The following is a 22,137-nucleotide window of genomic DNA, read 5'->3' on the forward strand; positions in this document are numbered from 1 at the left end:
TTTTCGCGGAATGCTCAACCGTCACTCGTGATGCATCGCGCTACGCACTTTCGCAACCTGCCCTGCGTCCACCGCGCCCGCGTGATTCGACCAGCCGCCGCGCACGAAAGTCGCCAATGCGGCCACTTCGTCGTCGTTCAAGCGGTAGGCGAAGCCCGGCATCGGCAGCACCGAAGGCGCCTTCGCCGTCGAAGGCGTTTGCGCGCCCGCGAGAATCACGTTGACGAGACCGGTCGGGTCCGCCGCGTTCACGACCGTCGCGCCGTCGATATGCGGGAACACGCGCGGCGCGCCCTGCCCGTTGACGGAGTGACACGCGCTGCAATTGTCGAGATACAGACGCTCGCCGAGCGTGAGATTCTGCGCCGCCGTCAGCTTCGCCACCGTCGAACTCGCGCCGCTCGGTGCCGCGGCTTCAGACGTGCCCGAAACCGAAAGCGTCTTCAGATACGCGGCAATCGCGTTGAGATCGGCGTCGCTCAGATGCGAGGTGCTGTTGTAGACCACCGAGGTCATCTCGCCCGCCACCGCAGCCTGGCTGTTACGGCCCGTCTGCAGATAATCGACGATGTCCTGCTGGCTCCAGCGCGACATGCCACGCAGCGCGGGCACGTTCCAGCCGTTGAGCTTGCCGCCCGCGAGGAACAGCGCGTCGCTGCTGTCGAGCGCCTTCTCGTTCATCGCAAAGCCCCGCGGCGTGTGGCAGCTTCCGCAATGGCCGAGGCTCTCCACCAGATACGCGCCGCGGCGCACCTGTTCGCTCGCGCCGTCCGGGCCGCTGAACGGCTTGTCCGACGTGAACGCCCAGTTCCACAGCGCCATGCCCCAGCGCTGGTTGAACGGGAAGCTCAGCGACGTCACCGGCGCGGCATCGTCGCTCGGCGCGACGCCCTGCATGAAGTACGTGTAGAGCGCGTGGATATCGGCGTCCGAGATCTTCGCGTACGACGGATACGGCATCGCCGGATACAGATGCGAGCCGTCGGCGCGAATGCCCTTGCGCACGGCGGCGCCGAACTGCGCCTCGGTGTAGTTGCCGATCCCGCTCTGCTTGCTCGGCGTGATGTTGGTCGAATAGATCGTGCCGATATTGCTCACGATCGCCAGCCCGCCCGTATACGGCTTGCGGCCCACCGCGCTATGACACGCCATGCAGTCGCCCGCACGCGCCAGATATTCGCCCTGCTTGATGAGCGCGGCCTGCGGATTTTGCGCGTTCTGCGTGGCCGCGCCGGTTTGCGCCAATGCGGAATCAGCGGCAAACGATGCGCCGAGCGCCACGGCCGTCACGAGCGCCGCGGACGTAAAGGTCTTGAGGAAATTCATGACGATCATGCCTGCACGAGAGGACCGGGGTTCTTGAGGTACTGTTCCTTGATCGCGCGAGCGGCGAACAGCGTGATCGCGCCGATGGTCGCGGTCGGATTGGCCTGGAAATTCTGCGGAAACGCATTGCCGCCCGGCACGAACACGTTGTGCACGTCCCAGCTTTGCAGATAGCGGTTCAGCGCGCTCGTTTCCGGCGAATCGCCCATCACCGCGCCGCCGACGTTGTGCGTCGACACATACTTGGTGATGTCCCAGTGCGAGTCCATCGAGAGGAAGCTTTCCGAATAGCTGTCCGGCTTCAGTTCCTTCGTGACGTCGAGCACGATCTTGCGCAGATACTGCTGCAGCTTCAGTTCGTTCTGTTTCCAGTCGAACGTGATGCGCAGCAGCGGCTGCCCCCACGGGTCCTTGTAGTTCGGGTCCAGATCGACGTAATGATCGCGATACGACATGCAGCTCGTCGTGATGCTGATCTTCATCGAATGGCCGTACCAGTCCTGCATGCCTTCCTTCCAGCCCTTGCCCCACGCGGGCGTGCCGTGCGGCAGCGCGGTGCCGATCGGCGCGCCGCTCGATTGCGAGCTGTGAATCTTCGCGCCGCCGAGAATGCCGAGCGACGGGCCGTCGAAATTACCCGGCGAGACGTCGTTGAACATCTGGCCGGTCGCGCCCGCCGTGGCGAACGGATTGAAATTCTTGTCCTTGAAGAACAGCGTTGCGCCGCCATTGCTCAGGAATGCATAGTTTCTGCCGACGGTGCCCTTGCCGCTCACCGGGTCATACGGCTTGCCGATGCCCGAGAGCAGCATCAGACGCACGTTGACGAACTGGAAGCCCGCCAGCACGACGATCTTCGCGGGCTGGAACACTTCGTTGCCGTGCGCGTCGGCGTAAGTCACGCCCTTCGCGGTCTTGCCGTCGGCGTGCATGTCCACGCGCAGCACGTTCGCGTTCACGCGGTACGAGAAGTTGTCCATGCGCTTGAGCGCGTCGAGCACCGCCGTCTGCGGCGAGGCCTTCGAGAAGTTCAGGCACGGATACTTGCTGCAATAGCCGCAGTAATTGCACGGCGCGATCTGGTTGCCGTACGGATTGGTCCACGCGCGCGACACGTTCGCCGAAGGATTCGGGAACGGGTGATAGCCGAGCTTGCGTGCCGCGTCGGCGAACATCGTGTTGTTCAGCGTGTCTTCGAGCGCGGGCAGCGGCGCCGGATTCGAACGCGGACCTTCGAACGGATCGCCGCCCGGCACGATCTTGCCGCGCAGATTGCCGGTCTTCGCCGAGAGGCCGCAGACCTTGTCGAAGAAGTCGTAGTACGGCTCGATCTCGTCCCACGTGAAGGGGAAATCCTGCGGCTGCATGCCCTCTTCGAGCTGGCCTTTTTTGTAGGCCTGATCGGCGTAGGTCTTGAGCTTGAGGTCGGTCGGCGTCGGGCGGATCAGCACGCCGGTCCAGTGCAGACCCGAACCGCCCACGCCCGTGCCCGGCACGAAAGCGCCCCACTTGCGCGTGGGGAGCGCGGTGTCCTGCGCCGAATGGCGCACGGTGAGCGCGCCGTCGCGCGGCGCGACCATGATCTTGTTGCGCACGCCATAGGCGTATTGATCGGCCGGCTTCGGATACGCGAAGTCGGCATTCGTGCGGTCCTCGCCGCGTTCGAGCGCGCGCACTTTCAGGCCTGCCTGCGCGAGTTCGATGCTCATGAGCGAGCCGGCCCAGCCCAGTCCGACGACGACGACGTCGACTGCGTCATTGGTTATTTTTGCCACGGTTTTCCTCGTTGATTCTGAATACGCGATGTGTCGCGCGACGTAATGCGCGTCGGGTCTGCGCTCAAGCGCGAAGTCCGTTCAGGCTCACCGGCCCGAGCGGATATTTCACGTTGTGCTGCGAGACCCATTCGAGGAAGCTCGCCCGGGCTCCGGGAAAACCAATGGCGATCCAGGCTTTCATGCCTTTATTGCCGCCGTACATCGGATCGGAGAGATAGCCGTTTTTCGAATCGGAGATCATTTCGCCGAAAAACTGGCTGGCCTTGAGCGCGCTTTCGCCGCCGTCGGCAAAGTGAATCTCGTTGTCTTGCAGCGCTTTCAGCACGACGTCCTGAGTGGCGGCGTCGAGTGCGCTGAAACGCTTTTGATATTTCTGGCGGCAATACGCGTCGGTCAGCTTGATACCGCGCTGATAAATCTGCTGCGGCGTATACGGCAGCTGATAACCGAGTTCTTTCGGCGCCTGCGTATTGAACGGCCCTTGCAGATAAATCTCGTGGCCGAAATCGCCATGCATCTGCTGATCGATAAACACCGGCACATTGGTTTCGAGCGCGCCGGGACCGCGTCCGTCGGCGGGAATCAGCCGGTCGCAGGCCGCGAGCATGAACGCCCATTCATCGGCGGAAAAGAACACCGGGCGATAGGTTTTCAGATCCGGCGCGGCCATTTCGGCGGCTTCGGCGGCGCTCATGGTGTTGACGAACACGCCCATGGTCGGCAGCGCGAGCACGGCCGTCATGAGGAATTTACGTCTTGAGGTCGAAATGTCAGACAACATGGTCGATTGATTCAACTGTCGCGAGAGTCGGGGGTGGTCTGGGCGGATTGCCGACGCTCGAAAGCCGCTACACAGCAGGGCATCGGTCATCGCCTCAGTATTTGGGATCGCGACCATACCACAAAGTTGTCGTACATCAATACGAAATGTGCAAATCTGGTCATACCCCTTTTGCAGACGGGCATTTGCGGGTTTTGCGTTGCCGCTTGCATTCCGCTTCGAACATGTGCAGACTGCATATGTGCAATCTGCATGTATCGGGAGGCGTATGACCCAGCGCACGGAAAATCTGCTCGGCGCGCTCGCCGTGCTCGTGATGGACGAGATGCACGCGCTCGACACCGTGCCGGCGCTCGCCGGCCCGACCGCGCGGGCGATGCTGAACGCCATCGGCCAATATCCCGACGCGTCGATCGAACTGCTGCGCGACGCCGTCGCGCTCTCGCATCCGGCGGCCGTGCGCGCCGTCGCCGCGCTGGCCGACGCCGATCTCGTGGAAAAGCGTCCCGGCATCGACAAACGCTCCGTCGCCCTCGCGCTCACCGACGCCGGACAGCGCGAAGTCGCGCGCCTTCAGCACGCGCGCGACGCCATGCTCACGCGCATCGTCGGCCATCTCGACGAAGGCGAGCGCAAGGTGCTCGAAGCGCTGCTGATCAAGCTGCTCTGGCACGAGACGCGCGACGCGGCGCAGGCGATGCAGCTCTGCCGTTTCTGCGACGACGGGCCGTGCCTCGAAGCGGGTTGCCCGATCGAATGCCGCGAAAACGGCCTGCCGATGCCCGCCAGGAGCGCGCAGTGAAAGCCGCGCCCGCGGTGCGCTGGCCCGCGATTGCGGCGCTGACCGCCGTCTCGACGCTCGCGCAGATCGGCCAGTTCGGCGTGGGCTTCATCGTGCTGCCGGTCTGGCTCGCGCATCAGGGGCTCGACGCGCAGCGCGCCGGGTTGTTCGCGGCGTCGCAATGGGCCGGCATGCTCGCGGGATTGATGGCCGCGCCCGCGCTGGTCGCGCGCCTCGGCGCAAAACGCACGGTCTCGCTCGGCCTCGCGGCGAGCCTGGCCGCGTTCGCGTCGGTGCCCTGGCTCGCGTGGCCGCTCTGGATCGTGCCCGGCATGCTGATGGGACTCGGCATCGGCCTGCGCTGGATCGCCAACGAATCCTGGCTTTACGGCCTCGTGCCCGAAGCGCTGAGCGGCCGCGTGGTCGGCGTGCACGAGACCCTGATCGCGGCGGCGGGCGTCGTGGCGCCCGCACTGGCCGCGTGGTGCGGCGCGGACGGCCGCGTGACCATCGTCGCGGGTCTCGGCTTCACCTTGGCCGCGGCGATTCCGCTGTGGCTGACCGCGTCCGGCGCGCCCGCCACGGCGGCGGTGTGCGAGACGCCCGCGCACAACGAGACGCGCTTCGCCCCGATCAGCGCGCTCGTCGCGCTCGGCATGGTGGTGGTCGCCGTGGGCGGCATCAGCGACGGCGCGCTCTACGGCCTCTTTCCGCTCTACGCCGCCGCGCGCGGCATGAACAGCACGCAGACCACCGTGCTGCTGTCGTGTCTCGGTCTCGGCGGCATGGCGCTGCAATTTCCGGTCGGATGGCTGGCCGATCGCGCGGGTCTCGGCAAGACCGTCGTCCTCTGCGCGATGACAAGCACGCTCGCGCTGGCCGCGTTCGCGCTCGCCGCGCCGACAACGTGGCTGTTTCCGGCGAGCGCCTTTCTCGCGGGCGGCATGAACAGCGCCTTCATCACGCTCGGCATGTACGCGGCCGCGCGCGGCGAAAAGGCCGCGCTGATCCGCAACATGCGCCGGGTGTCGCTCGCGTTCACGGGCAGTTCGATCGCCGGGCCGATGATCGCGGGCGCGGCGATGGAACGCCTCGGCAACGACGTGCTGCTCTGGCCGCTCGCCATCGCGAGCGGAATGCTGGCCGTTTTCACGCTCGGCATTTTCGAAGGCCGGCGGCAGAGCAACGCGCCTTCGCCCGCGAACTAGCACGGCTTCATCGCTTCGCGCAGCATCGCGGCATTCATGCTTCACGCATTCTTTTAATGCGATTCACATATCGCCGCATTGAAATTTTCCGACCCTCGATTAAACGAGGCAATCAAGCGCTCATTGCGCATTCTTTTCCAGCCGCTTCAAATCATTCCCAATCGTTTCGAACAGGCTCTATTCGGGTTCTGCCCCGGTATTGCGCGCAAACGTTTCTCGCTATACTCGACGCCATTCTTAAAGCGAAACGGACGCCCGGGGAAGCCATATTCGCGTCCTGATCAGGTCTCGCCACCTGTCGTTCTCACGAGTCGAAACCAAATGACCGGCTACTACGATCCCTCGCTTGTCGTGCTCTCCTGCCTGCTCGCGATCTTTGCGTCGTTCACGGCATTGGATATCTCCGATCGCCTCGATGTCATCGGCAAGCGCCCGCTTTTACCGTGGATCGCGTTCGGCGGCTGCATCATGGGGCTCGGCATCTGGTCGATGCATTTCATCGCCATGCTCGCGTTTCATTTGCCGATTGCCGTCGGCTACAACCTTCCCATTACGTTCGCCTCGCTGCTGATTGCCATCGTTGCATCCGCCATCGGCTTTCTGCCGTTGTGCCGATACGAACTGAGCTGGCCGCTATTGACGGGCGCCGCCGTGGCGATGGGCATCGGCGTGGCGGGCATGCATTATCTCGGCATGCAGGCCATGGATATCTGCCCGGCCATTCACTACACGATCGGCCTGGTGATCGCTTCGGTAATCATCGCCATTATCGCGAGCGGCACGGCGCTGTTGCTCGCGTTCGACCTGCGCCGCCGCAGCGCGATGCGGCGCGCGCGACAGGCCGGTTCGGCGGTCGTGATGGGTGTCGCCGTCTGCGGCATGCACTATTGCGGCATGGCCGCCGCGCATTTCGAAGCCGGAAGCTATTCGGTTTCCGATCTGCGCAATATGCCGGTGCCGTGGCTCGCGGGCATCGTCGTGACGTTCAGTTTGCTGATCTTCGCGGCGTCCATCGTCATTGCGATGCTCGACGCGCGGCAGAGCGCGAAAGCGCGCGCGCTGGCCGATGCGATTATCGACAGCCACGTCAATCGGCGTCATCCGGCTCGCTGATTACGCGCTCATTGCGCGCAGTTCGCCGCGTCGAAGTGATAAAGACCGACGCGTATAGCAAGAGGCGCGGATAAGCGAAAGAAAAAAGCAAAGCCCGCCGCGTCTGCACAACGCGGCGGGCTTCACCCGAGGCCCATCAGGCGGCGTCGCCGCCGATCGGCTTCATCTTCCATTGCTTGCTCGCCGCGCCGTCGACCGACGTGTCGAAGCCCGTGTCGAGCACCCACTCCCAATCGGGCGCCGGCATCTTGCCGCCCGCGACGCGCGCCACCTGAGACTCGACCTGCTCGCGGCTCGCGAGAAACTTCAGCGGCCCGCACACCACATTGAAAAGCGGCACCGTGGCATCGACCATGAACACATGGGCGACGGCGCCGTCGGCACACGCAATGCGCGTGGAAGCGCCGACTGAACGGGGAAACGACACTGCGGGGGTAACCATGAAACTCCTTATACGTCGGAACAAAAACCGCCGGTCAACAGCAGGGATCCAGGAGGGATCGTGCCTCCGATTAACGGCAGCGCGCGATCGAACTTTAGAAAGTCTCCCACTCCTTGTCATTGCGCTCGGCGGCGCGCTCGACAACCGGTTGCGGCGTGGGGCGCACGGCGCGCTTCGGCGCGGGCGTTCGCGCGACCGGCGCGGCCCGGCGCTGGGCGATCTGCACCGGCGCAGCCTCCTGTTGAGCCGACGAAACGCGGAAGAAACTTACGAGTTCTTTCAACGTGGCCGCCTGCCCCGCCATGGACTGCGCCGCCGCGGCCGCCTGCTCGACGAGCGCCGCATTTTGCTGCGTGACTTCGTCCATCTGCGTGACCGCCTGGTTCACCTGCTCGATGCCCTTATGCTGCTCATTCGACGCCGACGAAATCTCGCCCATGAGATCGGTGACGCGACGCACCGACGTCACCACTTCGCGGATCGTCGATCCAGCTTCCGAGACCAGTTCGCCGCCGCGCTTGACGGTGCCGACGGAGTCGTCGATCAATCCCTTGATTTCGCGCGCGGCGGCCGCGCTGCGCTGCGCGAGCGAGCGCACCTCGCCCGCCACCACCGCGAAACCGCGGCCTTGCTCGCCCGCACGCGCGGCCTCGACCGCCGCGTTCAGCGCGAGAATATTGGTCTGAAACGCAATGCCTTCGATGACCGAAATAATGTCGGCCATTTTCTCGGCGCTGTTCGTGATATGGCCCATCGTTTCGACCACGCGGCCCACGACTTCGCCGCCCTTGATCGCGACTTCCGATGCACCCGCCGCGAGACGATCGCCTTGCGCCGCATTTTCGGCGTTCTGCCGCACGGTGGAAGTCAGTTCTTCCATGCTCGCCGCGGATTCCTGCAACGAAGCGGCCTGCTCCTCGGTGCGCTGGCTCAAGTCGATATTGCCGGCGGCGATTTCGCCGGACGCGGTGGCAATGCCGTCCGCGCTTTCCCGCACACGCGTGACGATCGAGCCCAGCTTGCGGTTCATTTCGCTGAGCGCCTGCAGCAGTCGCGCCGCCTCGTCGCGGCCTTCCACTGCGAGTTCACCGGTCAGATCTCCTTGCGCAACGGTCTCCGCCATATGCACGGCCTTCGCCACCGGAATCGTGATCGAGCGCGTGATGAGCCACGCAGCGCTCGCCCCGCAGATCAGCGCGACGATGACCGTCACCCACGTCGTTAGCAGCGCGAAATGATAATCGGCCTGCGCCGACGCGCGTGCGTCCTGGCCGCCTTGAGCATTCAACGCCTTGTCGTCGCTGATCGCCTTGCCGAGCGCCGTGAACGCGACGGAAGCCGGTCCCAGCGCCAGCGCGCGCGCGTCAGCCGACGCGCCCGCACCGTTCATCGCGTAGTCGATCAAACGATTATCGGCATCGAGATACGTTTTCCATTGCGCGTCGATGTCTCGTGCAAGCGCCGCTTCCTGATCCGACGAGATCATCTTCCGGTAGTCGTCGAGGCGTTTCGAGAACTGCGCGACGGCTTCGTCGTGCAGACGCTTTTGTTCGCGCACACCGCTATCGCTTGTTTCGATCAGCGCGCGCAGCGACAGACGGCGCACGCTGTTGGCCGCCATATCGACAGCCCCGAGCGCCTGCACGCTCGGCAGCCAGTTTTCCGCCAGGTCCTCGGCCCCGGCATAGACGTGTTTCATCTGCCACAGCGACACCACGCCAAGCAGGAAAACCAGCAGCATGGACAAGCCAAATCCGAGCGCGAGCCGGGAACCAATTCGAAGATTGTTCAACATGATGAGTCGATTGCTAAATCAGTGAGTAATGCTCAGGCTGCGAGTGCCTTGCGAATCGCCGCGGAGAGTTCGGCGGGGGCGAACTTCGCGATATAGCCGTTGGCGCCGGCCTTGTGCGCGTGCGCCTCGTTGGCGCTGCCGGACAGCGACGAATGGATGATGACCGGCACGTGCTTGAGGCGCGCGTCGCCCTTGATCTTGCGGGTCAGCATGAAGCCGTCCATCTCCGGCATTTCCAGATCGGTGATGACGAGCGAGACCTTGTCCCTGACCGGCACGCCTTCGCTTTGCGCCTCGTCCGCCATCCGTTGCAGCAGATCCCACGCGGCCTGGCCGTTGTTGGCGAGCATGTGCGGCACTTCCAGCGCCGTGAGCGCCTGCCCGATCAGCGCGCGCGCGAAGCCCGAATCGTCGGCTGCGAGAATCCGGCCGCCCGCAAGCTGCACCGCGCCGCCGACCGCGTCCGAGGTCACGTCCGTATGCTGCTGAGGGAACGCGTCGCGCATGATCTGCTCCACGTCGAGCAACTGCGCGAGACGCGTGCTCCCATCGCTGGCTTCGATGCGCGCGACGCCCGTGACATAACCGGTCGTTCCGCTCGACTCCGCGCTGAGCACGTTCGACCATTCGAGCCGGACGATGTCCTCGACTTCGTCGACGGCAAAAGCCTGCGTGCCGCGCGAAAACTCGGTCACCAGCAGAATGCCCGGCGGGCGGTCGCTCACCGAACCGATGATCGAAGCAATGTCGACAACGGGAATGATCTGGCCGCGAACATCGACGGCGCCTGCGAGATGACTCGGAGAGCCCGCGATGGGCGTCAGTTCCGGCATCGTTGCGATTTCGCGAATCTTGAACACGTTGATCGCATAGAGGCCGCGGACGTTGCCACGTTGCGGCGCGCCCAGCCTGAACAGCAGAAGTTCGAGGCGGTTGCTGCTCGTGAGGGTCGTTCGTTCGTCGATACCGAGCTGGTCGCCCTTCATTTTGTAATCCTGACTATATGAATCGATTATGCAGCGCTGTTCTCGGACCAGGAATGTCTCCGTTAATCCTCTGATCAATGGCGCATCTGAATCGCCGCACGTGGAGCTTGGGCTCCGTTTAACGTTGCGTCCGATCTCTGCAAGTTAACGGCAGCTTTCTTGCCGACTTTACCCACTATTTGCGCTTGTTTTAACGGCAAAACATCACGAACGTGCGGTCATTTTTTCAGCGCGACGGTCCGCGTGACGGCGTCGCGCGCTCAAAAAAAAGGCCGCCCAGAGCGGCAGCCGAAGTTCTGCGAAAGTTATGGCTTCATGTCTGCTGATCGACATGCAAGCGCGATAAGAGGCACTGGATGCTAGCCAGCACAAGCCGTGAATTTTCGCGGATGAAAACGACGGCGGGGAATGTGAGGGACGACGTGATTAACCAATTGGTACAACCCGGTACAAATCGGCGCGTAATGTATTACGACCAACCTTAAGGGAACCTTAAGCCGACTTTCTGCGGCGCCCGATTTAGCGCCCTGCTCACGCGCGATCCAACCCTTGTTCCTGTTCTTTCCACACGCGTTCATGCTAGGATTCGCGCTGCTGTAAAACGTACTCGTCGTCAGCCGACAACTCACACAACACCTCACGCGAACCATGTACGCAGCTGCCTGGCCTCCCGCGAAAGCGCACTGAAAGCCTGAGTCGATGCAGTGACTGCATCCACCAGGGCATTCGTCCCGGACCTGTCGTGAACGACAGTCCGGTGATATCGCTTGAATGAATCGTTCGTATCGAGATTCAAGCGATTGCGTTTTCACGAGACCACAACATGCGTATTCTCAATACGATGGCGGCCCGCGCCATCCCGCTCGTTCCGCGTTCGCTGATTCAGAAGATTTCGCGCCGCTATATCGCCGGCGCGTCGCTCGACGATGCGCGCACGCGCATCCACGCGCTCCACGCAGAGGGCTTTCGCACCACCATCGACGTGCTGGGCGAAACCGCAACGTCCACCGCTCAGGCGGAGTCGATGGCCCGCGATTATCTTCATCTGATCGAGGCGCTGTGCGCCGACAATGAAACCGCCGAACTGTCGATCAAACTGACCGCGCTCGGACTACATCTCGACGAACCCGCGTGCATGGCGCGCGTTGCCCTGATTCTGCGCGCGGCGGCAACGCACGGAATCCGTGCCTGCATCGACATGGAAGACATTCGCTGCACACAGAAAGCGCTCGACGCTTTCGCGGCATTCGAAGCAAACGGCTATCCAGTCGGCATCGCGCTGCAAGCCTATTTGAAACGTACCGACGACGATATTGTTACGCTACAGGCGCGCCAGAGCCGCATGCGGATTTGCAAAGGGATTTACGCCGAGGCCGCCGAACATCTTGTGGATGGCGCATCGAAAAATCGAGCCGCGATCAATCCGCATTTCATCCGGCATGTATCGAATGCCCTGCGAGCCGGATGTTTCGTGGGTATTGCCACGCACGATGCGCCATTGATCGACATGCTGACGCGTTGGCTGGAAGACGAGCGCATTGACCGCTCGCGATTCGAATTTCAGATGTTGCTGGGTGTATGCGAAAAGCAGCGCGACGCGTTGCTGGCGCAGGGATTCAATGTCCGCGTCTACGTGCCTTACGGTCAGGATTGGTATGGCTATAGCACGCGGCGAATCAAGGAAAATCCGCGTATTGCCGGCTATATTCTCTCGGCGTTGCTTTCCAGCAGGCGGGCGCGCTAACCGTTAAAGCCGTACTTGTGGAAGTGGCCGGCTCAACGTCGGCCACTTCGAATCGCGCCCTGCCGTGAATTAAACTACCCCATTCCTATCGCCCGGCGATGTTCCTTGCATGACACGGCTCCATCGCCTCATTAACACGGGATTGTTCGACATGAAATACCCGATCGCCGCGATGGCGATGCTGCTGTGCACGACTCACACTTACGCCGCGTCGTTCGATTGCGAAAAGGCCGCGTCGAGCGTTGAAAAAGCGATCTGCGCGGATTCCTCGTTGAACGCGCTCGATGAACAACTCGCGCAGCAATACCGAGAAACGCTCGGCAACCTGCCCGCCGATGAAGCGGCGACTGCACGCAGCGTGCAACGCAACTGGTTGCGCGAGCGCGATGCGTGCGCGGCGCAGGCTGCGGGAGCACGCGATTGCCTCAAGAGCAGCATGGAGCGCCGCATGACGGCACTGCAGGCGCTTGGCAACGGCGGATCGAAGGCGCTCGACAGCGCGATTGCCGAGATCCCGTCGAAGCCAGCCGACGCCGCCACGCGTCTTCGCGCGTATCGCGGCGGTCTCGCCTCCGCGTGGCTTGTTTATCTTCATCAGTTCGAGCCGTCGTCGGGCGTATCGGCGGCGGAAGCGCAGGCGCGCCAGAAATTGGCCGTCGCAGCATTGTCCGATGACGAATTCTCGCAATCGGTGCTCGCGGATGTCGAAAAAGATCCGAAGACCAGTCGCGACCAAAAGGTGTTGACGCTGCTGCGCATGCAGATCGAGCGCGCGGACTATGGCGGCGACCGTCCCTACGTGCATTGCTTCGTCTTCGCACGTCAGGGCGATGCGGCTTACGACGCGATGGGCCCGCTGTACGGATCGACCCGCGACGGCAGCGCGCCGGTCTGCCAGCCGACCGGCAATCTGTTCGAGCAGCCCGCCTGGAAGCGTCTCGACGACGCGTTCGGTCCCTTGATGGAAGCCATCGGCACACAAGGCGGCACGATCCGTTACGCGTCGTACGCGAGCTTCGCCGTGCTGAGGCTGCGCGCGACGCTGTCGCCACGCGACTTCCTCAAGCCCGCCCTGCGCAAAGACGCGAACGATCCCAGCAACGAGCTGCGTCGATGGACCGACAACAAAGACTGGCCCAATGCGCAGCGCCAGGCCGCGTTGAAAGCGTTGCCCGACGCGCTCGCGGCGACCGCGCAATGGCTGCACACGCAGCGCGGCTTGACCGAGCAGGAAGCGCAGCAGGCGGCGCGCGCGATCGTTTTCGGTTGGGTCAACGGCTGGATCGGACTCGCGGGCGATTCGCTCGAAGCATCGGGCAGTTAAGCGGCCTCGACGGGCTTTGACGGTCGCCCGCTAGCGCCCCGCTTGCGGGCGCGAACTATGCGCATGCTGTTTACATCCGTCGTCTTTTCACTTTTCAGCGGAGAACAGCATGCTTTCCATACCGATGTTTCTGGTCGCGCTGTGTGCGCTCATCGTCGCGATGCACCGTGGCGTGACGCGTCGAGCGGACGCGCAACTCCGTGCGCGCTTCGACGCCGAAGGATCGCCAAGCGCGGTCTCACGCGGGTTGATGCGCGCTTCGGGATACTGCGCCTGAGCCGCAACGATCCTGCGCGGCGGTAGCGCGGCGCGCGCAGAAAGAAACGGCGGCCCGCATCGTCGAAGGCATAGACGGCGTGGCGAACGTGCGCAATCAACTGGGCGTCGACAAAGCGCCGCGATGAACGCACTCTCTCGCGCACATCAACTTATCAGGATTCCGTATCAATGTATGCCGTGGGCTCGCGGTTTGCTCAATCGTTCAGGCCGCACCACCCAACACTCTCCAAGGAGGCCATCATGGCACTCAGCTCGCAATCCCCTCAAACCGGCGCACGCATCATCGGCAAAGGCAGCGAGACCGCCGCTGGTCCCGGCCCCGACGTCATGGCCGCCCACACGCTCGAAGGGAATCGCGTGGTGAGTTCGGACAATGAAGATATCGGCAAGATCAAGGATGTCATGGTCGACGTGCAGCGCGGCCGGATCGCCTACGCCGTGCTGTCGAGCGGCGGTTTTCTCGGTATCGGCGACAAGCTGCTGGCTCTGCCGTGGGGCGCGCTCACGCTCGATACCACGCAGAAGTGCTTTCTGCTCAATGTCACCGCCGAGCACGTCAAGAACGCGCCGGGCTTCGACAAGGATCACTGGCCGTCGATGGCCGATATCGGCTGGGCCACGCAAGTGCACGAGTACTATCATGCCGAGCCGCACTGGCTCAATGATCCGCTCGCGCAAGAGCGGCGTATCGAATCGGGCGCGCCCTACGACGAACCGCCGGAACCGCCCGAAGCCGGCAGCGTGAAGCTCTGATTGCGCTCGCGGCGCTCCCATTGCGTGTCGGCTGGCGCAAGGTGCTGGCCGCGCGCTTCGCCGGTTAGTGTTCGGCCAAGGGTCGCCTGCGCGCATCGTCGGCGAGCACCGGGTCGAAGACAAAGCGCGCGCAGGCGAGCGCCGCGGCGTTGAAGAAGGAAAGCTCGCCGGCCGCAGTGTCGAAGCAGGCGAAGACTGCGGCGGCGCGCCGTCCGGCCGCAAGCCGCTCGGCCGCGGCGAAGAAGGCCGCGAAAACCCGCGCGGCTGCGAAAACCCGCGCGTCGTCGGCGCATCGTTAGCCGGGCTTTCTGCGCACCGGCGCGCTATTGTGACCTCGTGCGCCGGACGGCAGCCCTTCCGCGCCCGATCCGAGCGGCACCTCGTCGGTCTGCTCGGGATGCGGGCCGCCTTCGCGCGGCATCACATCGGGATTCGGTTCGGGTTGATCGAAGCTGCCGGGCGCGCCGCGCGCGGGCTTGCCGCCACGCGCGGGCCGATCGGCTTCATCCGGCGTTCGCGGCGCCTTGTGTACGGGCTCGTGAATTTCGCCGACGAGTTCGGTTTCGTCGTGGTGGGAGGATTCGTTGGACGGCTTCATCATGAGGCTCCCGAGTCGATCATGCCTGTCGGGCACGCATGGCGCGTTCCCGTCGCTTTCTCCGCATCCTGATGGCGGCCCAAACCGACGCTATCCGCCGCCCGGATCGGTGGCGAAATGGCGGGCCTGATCGAGCACGGGCATGTGATCGAGCCGCGCTTCGTCGAGCTCCGTCAGCAGAGGTGCGGCACCCCGCCCCGACATGCGATGCAGACGCCGAGCCTGCCGCTGAACTTCGCACAAGCGCTCGCCATGAACGCGGCCATTTCCTTCTGACGTGCCTGTACTCAGTCCATTTTCCCGTGGCACGCCGCAAGGCCCCGAACGGGCCGTTAATGCGGTCGCCGGGATAGCCGCTCAACCGCATCGACTCAGCACTTGATCAGGTTGAACAGATCGCGCATCGAGCGCTTCGCGAGGCGGCGCATGAAGGCCGGATTGAGCCGCGTGGCGGGGCCGCCCGCGCTGAGCGCCGCCACGACTTTCCCGCGCACCCGCAGCGGCAGTGCGACGCAATTCAGATCGCGCTCGGAGGCTTCCATATCGACCGCGAAGCCTTCCGCGCCGATCGTCGCCAGTTCCGCTTCAAGGTCGGACGAAATGCGCCGCGCGCCGCGCAAGCGGCCCGCAAGCACCGGATCGTTGGCGAGGAAAATCTTGCCCGCCGCCGAGGTAATCAACGCATCGCGACGCGCGTCGGCGGGCAGGCTCAACGCGCGTCCGTCGCCATCGAGCGCATCGAGAATGAGATACGCGCGCGTGCCGCCCGGCACCGTGAGAAAGCAGTTTTCGCCGCACATTTCGTTGAAGGCGCGCAATGCCGGTGCGAACGATTTGCGCAGCGTGTCGCTTTGCGCTCGGACCGGACGCGCCGTCGATTCCAGGCGATGGCCCAGCGCATAGCGCGTCCGCTCACGTGTGACATAGCCCATTTCGACCAGCGTATCGAGCACGCCGTGGACGGTGCTTTTGCTCAGACCGACCGCGTCGGCGAGTTCGCCCAGTCGCGCCGATCCGCCCAGTTCGCTGAGCGCTTCGAGCAGGCGCATGGCCCGTTGGACCGACTGAATTGATCGCGCCTCATGTTCCATATTCACGTTCCCTCGACTTCTCCAGATTGCTGCCGGCAGCGGCTCGCACACTCCACTCGCCGCAAAAATTCGGCCATGGCGAACTTCGCACTAATTCGACGCACGCCGGTCACGGCCTGCCGCCGGGGCTGCTTATAGTACCCGCTCGAATCTGAATGGCAAGGAGCCGGAAATGGAACTCGGTTTGGCGGGTGCGAAGGTATTGGTCAGCGGCGGCTCGCGCGGCATCGGGCGCGCGATTGTCGAAGCGTTCGTCGCGGAAGGCGCGCGCGTGGGATTTTGTGCGCGCGGCGCGGCGGGCGTGCGCGACACCGAGGCGGCGCTCGGTGAGCGCGTGTTCGGCGAGGCCGTCGACGTGACCGATCCCGTTGAAGTCGACGCCTGGGTCGAGGCGAGCGCGGCGAAGATGGGCGGCATCGACATCATCGTGCCGAATGTGAGCGCGCTCGCGGGCGGCGGCGAACTCGCGACGTGGCGCACCGCGTTCGAAACCGATCTGCTCGGCACGGTGAGTTTCTTCAATGCCGCCCTGCCGTTTCTACGCGATTCGGCGGCGGCGTCGGTCGTGCTGATTTCGAGCGTGTCGGGCCGCGAGGTCGATCGTTTCGCCGAGCCTTATGGCGTGCTCAAGGCCGCGTTGATCCACTACGGGAAGACGCTCTCCGCGCGCCATGCGAAGGAAGGCATCCGCGTGAATACGGTGTCGCCAGGCAACGTGTATTTCGCGGACGGCGTGTGGGGATCGATCGAGCGCAACGAGCCGGAAACGTTCGCGCAGTGCCTGGCCGCGAATCCGATGGGACGCATGGCCAGGCCGGACGAAGTCGCGAACGCGACGGTGTTTCTCGCGAGCCGCGCGGCGAGCTTTACGACGGGCACCAACTTTCTCGTCGATGGCGGGCTCACCCAGGGCGTGCAGTTCTAGATCAGTGCATCAGTGCGCGTTGCCTTGCGCCGCCTTCGCGATCGCCATGACGGCGCGATGCAGGGCGTCGGCCGTGTCAAGCGGCGCGTGCTCGATCGCGCCGCCCGCGGCGCTGGTCGGCCGCGCGGCCTGATCGGGCGACGACGAAAACTTGACGACCGTGAGGCGCGCGCGCGGATCGATCACGATCGCCTGGCCGAAGCGGCCGCTCGCGGCGAAGCTGCCGTGGCCGTCGTTCAGTTGATACCAGTAGTCGCGATAGCTGTAGCCCGGACGGCCCGGCGCGAGATTGCCCCTCGCGAAGGCCGCGGCGTTCGAAGCCGGCTGCAAGGCGAGACGCGTGGCGCGCGAAGGAAAGCGCGTGTCGTCGCCAGCCGCGCTCGTCCGCACGAGTTCGCCGAAACGCGCTGCGTCGCGCAGCGTGGTGTTGAGGCCGCCGCTCGCCATTTCCGTGCCGGTGCGGTCGACGACGATATCGGCGCCATCGTCGGCGAGCTTGCTCCAGATCGATCGCGACGCCAGCGCGCTCCACGACTCGCCGCTCACGCGACGGATCGCCCACGCAACCGCTTCGGGCGAGCCGTTCTGGTAGTACCAGCGCTCGCCCGCGCGCGCGTCGGGCGACGGCAACGCGACTTTCAGAAAGCCGTGGATGCTGTCGGGCGCACCGCTCGCGCGCGGCACGAAACCCACCGCCGCGAACAGTCCGAGGTCCGGCGGCAGCGCGGCCGGATAGCGCACGGGCACTTCCATGTCGAGATTCTGCTGGAGCGTGGCGTCGCCGAACGGCGTGCCCGCCAGTTCGGGTACATACGTCGAGAGCGGCGCTTGCGGCGCGAGTTTGCCCGCGACGATCAGTTGCGCGGCAAGCAGGCCGGTCACCGATTTCGTCATCGACGCCCACATATGCGTCTGGTGCGGACCGAAGCCGTCGAAGTAACGCTCCATCACGATCCGCCCATCGCGCACGACGATAAAGCCATCCGTCTCCGTGCGGCGCAGATAGTCGCTGAGCGTGAGCGTCGTGCCGTCGACGTTGAACACGATGGCATCGGGATCGATTTGCTCGCCAGCGGGCAGCGCGAGCGGTTCGCGCGCGCGTTCGAGATTCGCGGTGGGAATCAGCATGCGCGTGTTGCTCAGACGCCAGCGCAGCGTAGGTGTTTGAGCTTGTGTCCGGGCTTGAGTTTGTGCGCTAACTGCCGCGTTGCCGTTCGCTGAGGCTTCCGTGTCGCGTGGGGTTTGCGCGTGAGCCATCAGCGAGCATGCGCTCGCCGCGCTGAATACCCACGCGAGCAGCGCGCCATGCGGACGTGAACCAAAGCGTTTCATATCTGTGCTGTCTCCGATTTCATGCGTTGATTTGCACGCGAATCTGCGCGATCGGATGACTTTGAAAGACGCGGCCTGCATCGTCAAGTGCGCATCGGGCATAGCGGCATAGCCATCAGGCATGACATCGCGGTTGCCCTGGCTCGCGCCAATCCACGCTGATTCGCACCGCCTCGCGTTTACACGGACATTTCCACCAGGAATGCGTCTATTCCCGACGCTTGATGGCCGGTGACGCCCTGCTGTTCCACACTACGTCAAGGCGGCTTCAATCGTGCTGAACCTCGCCCTGACGAACAGCGATCGCACCGCCACACATCATTACGGAAACCTGATTAAATAAAAAGAATGAAGGAGACAAATGAAAAAACTTGTTCTGGCTGCGCTGCTGGGCGGCCTGTCACCCTGTATTTCCTGGGCGCAATCGAGCGTCACGCTTTATGGCGACATCGGCGGCGGTATCCGTTGGGTCAATAATCAGAAAGGCGGTAACGTATTCGGCTTCAATAACAATATTCTCGCGGTGAATCGCTTCGGCCTTTACGGAAAAGAGGATCTCGGCAACGGTCTCGCTGCGATCTTCAAACTCGAAAGCGGCTTCAACAGCGGGACCGGAGCGTTGAAGAACGCGAGCGTGCTGTTTTCGCAGGCGGCTTTCGTCGGCATCACAGGCGGCTTCGGGCGGCTCACGTTCGGTCGCCAGGTCAGCGCGAGCGAGTATTTCGCCACGCTCGTCGACCCGACCGGCGGCCAGGCCCAGTCGCTCGCCATCGAGCCGAACGCGCTGTACTTCTTCAATTACTTCACCAACGACACCCGCTTCAACAACACGATCAGCTATATCGGCCACACGGGTGGATTCAAGTTCGGCGCGAGCTATTCGCCCGGCGGCGTGGCCGGCAACACCCGCTCGGGCACCAATGTTTCCACGACCGCCATGTATCAATGGGGTCCGGCGCTGGGCGGCTTCGGCTATCAGAAAACATGGAATGCGGCCGCGACGCAATGGGCGCAGACCTTTCACGCGGGCGGATCGCTTCAACTCGGTCCCGCGCGTCTTTACCTGAGTTATGCCGATTTCAGCGTGAGCGCTGCAACAAATGGCGCACCGACGCGGCGCGATCATATTCCGAGCATCGGCATTCTGGTCGTCCCCACGCCTTCGCTGCAATTCACGGCGGCGGCCTATTACGACGACGCGCACCATCTCGCGAATGCGAAGAACGGCGACGGGCACAAGGTCACGACCTATGCAATGGCCGAGTACTACCTGTCGAAGCGCACCGAGTTGTACGCGGAAATCGATTACAACGGTTTTTCCGGCGCGTATCGCACCGATGCGTTGAATATCGCCGGACTGGGCATGCGCTCCGGCGCGAGTTCGACGACCGGCGTGTCCCTCGGTCTCATGACGCGGTTCTAGGCCGCTGCACCGCACTTTCCTCGTACCGCGTTATTCATACGTCACTATGAAACTATCCCACCCTTTCTCATGTTTCGCGGTCGTTGCGATATTCGCCGCGACCAGCGGGCATACGCTCGCACAATCCACACAATCCACACAATCCGCATCTTCATCGGCCGCTACGCCGCTCGCCGCGAGCAATGCGAAAGCGGTCCGCGCCGCCAACCGCAAACTCGCACATCGCGTCGAAAACGCCCTGGCGCGCACGCGCGGCCTCAATTCCGCACGCATTATCGTGACCGCGCGCGACGGCCGCATTACGCTCTCGGGCGCGGTGAACTATAACGAGCAGATTCCGCTCGCCACCGACGCCGCACGCAAGGTCGAAGGCGTCACCGACGTCGAGAACCGCATTCGCGCAACGGGCGCCTCGCTCTGATCCACGAATCCGCTGCATCCGGCGCGAGGCAAGAAGCCGGATGCAGTCCGCACCCTCAAGGCTCGACGACGTTGAAGCGTCCGTCGGGCTTTTCGAGCGTGCGTAGAAACGCGCCGAACAACGCCGCCGCGCCGTCCAGCACGATCTCGCCTTGCGCGACGGCGGCGCCGAACTGCGTCTCCCCGAGCAGGATACGATCGAGCGTGGCGCGCGTCATCGCCACGCCCAGATCGTGCCCGTCGCGATGCGGCGTCGCCGACCACGTGAGCGCGCCGTGCTTCAAATACAGCGCGTAACGCGCGTCACGGTCGGTGAAATGCCAGCTCATGCGGATATCGAGCGTCTGCGCCTTGAGGCCGTCGATCATCACCGCGAGATAATCGAAGAACGCGCCTTCGCTGAGCGAGCGCACGAGATCGTGACTGCGCATCGTGTGCCCGGCGCCCGCGCCCGGCCCCTCGCGCAGTTCGCGCGCGCCGAGCAGATACGCATTGCGCCACGTCGCCGATTCCGCCTGGAAACCCATCTGTTCGAGCGCCGCCGCGCCGAGTTCACGCGCCTCGCGCAGCGTGGGCTGTGCAAACACGAGACGGTTCATCACCTCTGCGACCCAGCGATAGTCGCCGCGCGCGAAATCGCGGTGCGCGCGTTCGAGCATCGCCTGCGCGCCGCCCATGTAGTCGACGTAGCGCGGCGCCGACTGCTCGTCGGGCAGCGCGTGCAGATGCGCGGGGTTGCCGTCGTACCAGCTCAAATAGCGCTGATAGATCGCCTTGACGTTGTGGGACACCGTGCCGTAGTAGCCGCGCGTGTGCCATTGCGCGGCGAGCGCGTCGGGCAGCGTCATCTGCTCGGCGATTTCAGCGGCGTTCAGGCCGCGATTGATGAGCCGCAGCGTCTGGTCGTGCAAATACTTGTAGAGGTCGCGCTGCTGTTCGAGAAAGCGCGTGAGGCGCGCCGTGCCCCAGGTCGGCCAGTGATGCTGCGCGAACACGACATCCGCGCCGCCCGCATAGCGTTCGAGCGCCTGATTGAGGTAGCGCGACCACAGCTTCGCATTGCGCACCTGCGCGCCACGCAGCGGACAGAGATTGTGCAGCGTGCGCGTGCCGTTCTCCGCCACGTTCAGCGCGCGCAGTTGCGGGAAGAAGAAATGCATTTCCGCGGGCGCTTCGCTATCGGGCGTCAGTTGAAACACGATTTCCACGCCATCGATCACATGTGTTTCGGTTTCCTGATGAATCAGTTGCGTGGGTTCGATCAGCGTGACGGTACCCATCGGCATCGTCTTGCCGAGCCCTGCATCGATCTGGCAACACGCGTTGCGCGCGAGCGTCTGGCCGAACTGGAATTGCGAGCGCCGCTCCATGGCCGTGCCCGCCAGCACGTTCTCCGAGACCGCCTCTTCCATGAAGCCCGCAGGCGCGATGACCGCCACTTCGCCCGCACGCGCGCGCGCCTCGTCGATCACGCCCTTCACGCCGCCGAAGTGATCGGTATGGCTGTGGCTGTAGATCACGGCGAGCACGGGGCGGCGCGGCCGATGCGCGTAGTAGAGATCGAGCGCGGCCTGCGCCGTCTCACGGCACGTGAGCGGATCGATCACGATGAGGCCGGTATCGCCTTCGATCAGCGTCATGTTCGACAGATCGAAGCCGCGCACCTGATAGATGCGCGAGGTGACTTCGAACAGGCCGTGCAGACGGTTCAGGCGCGCCTGCCGCCACAAGGCCGGGTTGGCCGTGGGCGGCGCGGTGGCGTCGTCGAGGAACGCATAGTCGGCCATGCTCCAGACGAGGCGGCCATAGCCGTCGCGAATCTCGGCGTCGGGAATCGTGCCGATGAAACCGCGCCGGGCTTCTTCGAAGTCGAGGTCGTCGTCGGCGGGCAGCGTCAGCAAGGCTTGCTGCTGTACTTGCCGGGTCGCGTCGGTCGCGCGCTGCACGGGAAGCGCCGTCGGCGTCAGAGATGAGGACGTGTTGTGCATGTGATGAGGGAATGAGAGAAGCGCGGGCTCGATGGCCCGCGCGGGAAAGC

19 protein-coding genes and 1 pseudogene are annotated in these 22,137 nt (G+C 64.0%); 10 read left to right on the plus strand and 10 right to left on the minus strand.

Annotated elements, in window-relative coordinates:
- Positions 1-21: 21 nt before the first annotated feature.
- The 3 genes from LDO54_RS36505 to LDO54_RS36515 all read right to left on the minus strand — a co-directional run bounded on the left by LDO54_RS36505 (position 22) and on the right by LDO54_RS36515 (position 4,167).
- Entirely contained in the window at positions 22-1,326 is a 1,305-nt protein-coding gene (locus LDO54_RS36505) for a c-type cytochrome (RefSeq protein WP_224017612.1), read from the minus strand.
- 5 nt (positions 1,327-1,331) lie between these two features.
- Positions 1,332-3,101: a GMC family oxidoreductase gene (locus tag LDO54_RS36510; RefSeq protein ID WP_224017614.1), complete on the minus strand. Its 1,770-nt coding sequence runs from the start codon at positions 3,099-3,101 to the stop codon at positions 1,332-1,334.
- Between the two features lie 64 nt (positions 3,102-3,165).
- Positions 3,166-4,167 (minus strand): gluconate 2-dehydrogenase subunit 3 family protein, encoded by a 1,002-nt coding sequence (locus tag LDO54_RS36515; protein WP_224017616.1) that lies wholly within the window; start codon positions 4,165-4,167, stop codon positions 3,166-3,168.
- On the opposite strand from LDO54_RS36515, the gene LDO54_RS36520 reads away from it, so the two are divergent.
- The 3 genes from LDO54_RS36520 to LDO54_RS36530 all read left to right on the plus strand — a co-directional run bounded on the left by LDO54_RS36520 (position 4,154) and on the right by LDO54_RS36530 (position 6,987).
- A complete protein-coding gene (locus LDO54_RS36520) occupies positions 4,154-4,687 on the plus strand; it encodes a MarR family transcriptional regulator (protein WP_224017618.1) in 534 nt (177 codons plus the stop codon). The two genes, LDO54_RS36515 and LDO54_RS36520, sit on opposite strands and share 14 nt — an antisense overlap.
- A complete protein-coding gene (locus LDO54_RS36525) occupies positions 4,684-5,874 on the plus strand; it encodes an MFS transporter (RefSeq protein WP_224017620.1) in 1,191 nt (396 codons plus the stop codon). The genes LDO54_RS36520 and LDO54_RS36525 overlap by 4 nt, the downstream gene beginning before the upstream one ends.
- Before the next feature lie 321 nt (positions 5,875-6,195).
- A complete protein-coding gene (locus tag LDO54_RS36530; RefSeq protein WP_224017622.1) occupies positions 6,196-6,987 on the plus strand; it encodes an MHYT domain-containing protein in 792 nt (263 codons plus the stop codon).
- A 136-nt stretch (positions 6,988-7,123) separates the two neighbouring features.
- Here LDO54_RS36530 and LDO54_RS36535 read toward each other — a convergent pair whose 3' ends face one another.
- The 3 genes from LDO54_RS36535 to LDO54_RS36545 all read right to left on the minus strand — a co-directional run bounded on the left by LDO54_RS36535 (position 7,124) and on the right by LDO54_RS36545 (position 10,210).
- Positions 7,124-7,429, minus strand: coding sequence for a hypothetical protein (locus LDO54_RS36535; protein WP_224017624.1), 306 nt, complete (start codon positions 7,427-7,429; stop codon positions 7,124-7,126).
- A gap of 94 nt (positions 7,430-7,523) precedes the next feature.
- Positions 7,524-9,224, minus strand: a complete 1,701-nt coding sequence (locus LDO54_RS36540; RefSeq protein ID WP_224017626.1) for a methyl-accepting chemotaxis protein — start codon at positions 9,222-9,224, stop codon at positions 7,524-7,526.
- 32 nt (positions 9,225-9,256) lie between these two features.
- Positions 9,257-10,210, minus strand: coding sequence for a chemotaxis protein (locus LDO54_RS36545; protein WP_224017628.1), 954 nt, complete (start codon positions 10,208-10,210; stop codon positions 9,257-9,259).
- 823 nt (positions 10,211-11,033) lie between these two features.
- Here LDO54_RS36545 and LDO54_RS36550 point away from each other — a divergent pair.
- From LDO54_RS36550 to LDO54_RS36565, 4 genes are all read left to right on the plus strand, one after another.
- Positions 11,034-11,954, plus strand: a complete 921-nt coding sequence (locus LDO54_RS36550) for a proline dehydrogenase family protein (RefSeq protein ID WP_224017630.1) — start codon at positions 11,034-11,036, stop codon at positions 11,952-11,954.
- Between the two features lie 151 nt (positions 11,955-12,105).
- Positions 12,106-13,278, plus strand: a complete 1,173-nt coding sequence (locus LDO54_RS36555; protein WP_224017639.1) for a lysozyme inhibitor LprI family protein — start codon at positions 12,106-12,108, stop codon at positions 13,276-13,278.
- A 519-nt stretch (positions 13,279-13,797) separates the two neighbouring features.
- Positions 13,798-14,310, plus strand: a complete 513-nt coding sequence (locus LDO54_RS36560; RefSeq protein ID WP_224017641.1) for a PRC-barrel domain-containing protein — start codon at positions 13,798-13,800, stop codon at positions 14,308-14,310.
- A gap of 67 nt (positions 14,311-14,377) precedes the next feature.
- A complete protein-coding gene (locus LDO54_RS36565; RefSeq protein ID WP_224017643.1) occupies positions 14,378-14,980 on the plus strand; it encodes a hypothetical protein in 603 nt (200 codons plus the stop codon).
- A gap of 60 nt (positions 14,981-15,040) precedes the next feature.
- On the opposite strand, the pseudogene LDO54_RS36570 reads toward LDO54_RS36565, so the two are convergent.
- Positions 15,041-15,275: pseudogene (locus tag LDO54_RS36570) on the minus strand (thiamine pyrophosphate-binding protein); the annotation flags it as partial.
- Between the two features lie 4 nt (positions 15,276-15,279).
- Complete coding sequence (locus tag LDO54_RS36575; protein ID WP_224017841.1) at positions 15,280-15,999, minus strand: IclR family transcriptional regulator; 720 nt, start codon at positions 15,997-15,999, stop codon at positions 15,280-15,282.
- A gap of 172 nt (positions 16,000-16,171) precedes the next feature.
- Between LDO54_RS36575 and LDO54_RS36580 the strand changes: the two genes are divergently transcribed.
- A complete protein-coding gene (locus LDO54_RS36580; protein ID WP_224017645.1) occupies positions 16,172-16,924 on the plus strand; it encodes an SDR family NAD(P)-dependent oxidoreductase in 753 nt (250 codons plus the stop codon).
- Positions 16,925-16,933: 9 nt separating this feature from the next.
- On the opposite strand, the gene LDO54_RS36585 is transcribed toward LDO54_RS36580, so the two are convergent.
- Positions 16,934-18,052, minus strand: coding sequence for a serine hydrolase domain-containing protein (locus tag LDO54_RS36585; protein ID WP_436975766.1), 1,119 nt, complete (start codon positions 18,050-18,052; stop codon positions 16,934-16,936).
- A 565-nt stretch (positions 18,053-18,617) separates the two neighbouring features.
- Between LDO54_RS36585 and LDO54_RS36590 the strand changes: the two genes are divergently transcribed.
- The gene (locus LDO54_RS36590; RefSeq protein WP_224017649.1) at positions 18,618-19,679 is read left to right on the plus strand and encodes a porin; all 1,062 of its coding nucleotides are present in this window, start codon (positions 18,618-18,620) and stop codon (positions 19,677-19,679) included.
- Positions 19,680-19,725: 46 nt separating this feature from the next.
- Positions 19,726-20,100: a BON domain-containing protein gene (locus tag LDO54_RS36595; protein WP_224017651.1), complete on the plus strand. Its 375-nt coding sequence runs from the start codon at positions 19,726-19,728 to the stop codon at positions 20,098-20,100.
- Between the two features lie 55 nt (positions 20,101-20,155).
- Here LDO54_RS36595 and LDO54_RS36600 read toward each other — a convergent pair whose 3' ends face one another.
- Entirely contained in the window at positions 20,156-22,087 is a 1,932-nt protein-coding gene (locus tag LDO54_RS36600) for an alkyl/aryl-sulfatase (RefSeq protein WP_224017652.1), read from the minus strand.
- Positions 22,088-22,137 lie beyond the last annotated feature (50 nt).

The sequence above is a fragment of the Paraburkholderia tropica genome (assembly GCF_914484835.1).
Classification (GTDB): Bacteria; Pseudomonadota; Gammaproteobacteria; order Burkholderiales; family Burkholderiaceae; genus Paraburkholderia; species Paraburkholderia tropica_A.

Coding starts and splice junctions, on each gene's coding strand:
- LDO54_RS36505 (WP_224017612.1), bottom strand. CDS start 1,326: ATGAATTTCCTCAAGACCTTTACGTCCGCGGCGCTCGTGACGGCCGTG.
- LDO54_RS36520 (WP_224017618.1), top strand. CDS start 4,154: ATGACCCAGCGCACGGAAAATCTGCTCGGCGCGCTCGCCGTGCTCGTG.
- LDO54_RS36530 (WP_224017622.1), top strand. CDS start 6,196: ATGACCGGCTACTACGATCCCTCGCTTGTCGTGCTCTCCTGCCTGCTC.
- LDO54_RS36535 (WP_224017624.1), bottom strand. CDS start 7,429: ATGGTTACCCCCGCAGTGTCGTTTCCCCGTTCAGTCGGCGCTTCCACG.
- LDO54_RS36540 (WP_224017626.1), bottom strand. CDS start 9,224: ATGTTGAACAATCTTCGAATTGGTTCCCGGCTCGCGCTCGGATTTGGC.
- LDO54_RS36545 (WP_224017628.1), bottom strand. CDS start 10,210: ATGAAGGGCGACCAGCTCGGTATCGACGAACGAACGACCCTCACGAGC.
- LDO54_RS36550 (WP_224017630.1), top strand. CDS start 11,034: ATGCGTATTCTCAATACGATGGCGGCCCGCGCCATCCCGCTCGTTCCG.
- LDO54_RS36555 (WP_224017639.1), top strand. CDS start 12,106: ATGAAATACCCGATCGCCGCGATGGCGATGCTGCTGTGCACGACTCAC.
- LDO54_RS36560 (WP_224017641.1), top strand. CDS start 13,798: ATGGCACTCAGCTCGCAATCCCCTCAAACCGGCGCACGCATCATCGGC.
- LDO54_RS36575 (WP_224017841.1), bottom strand. CDS start 15,999: ATGGAACATGAGGCGCGATCAATTCAGTCGGTCCAACGGGCCATGCGC.
- LDO54_RS36580 (WP_224017645.1), top strand. CDS start 16,172: ATGGAACTCGGTTTGGCGGGTGCGAAGGTATTGGTCAGCGGCGGCTCG.
- LDO54_RS36585 (WP_436975766.1), bottom strand. CDS start 18,052: ATGCTGATTCCCACCGCGAATCTCGAACGCGCGCGCGAACCGCTCGCG.
- LDO54_RS36590 (WP_224017649.1), top strand. CDS start 18,618: ATGAAAAAACTTGTTCTGGCTGCGCTGCTGGGCGGCCTGTCACCCTGT.
- LDO54_RS36595 (WP_224017651.1), top strand. CDS start 19,726: ATGAAACTATCCCACCCTTTCTCATGTTTCGCGGTCGTTGCGATATTC.
- LDO54_RS36600 (WP_224017652.1), bottom strand. CDS start 22,087: ATGCACAACACGTCCTCATCTCTGACGCCGACGGCGCTTCCCGTGCAG.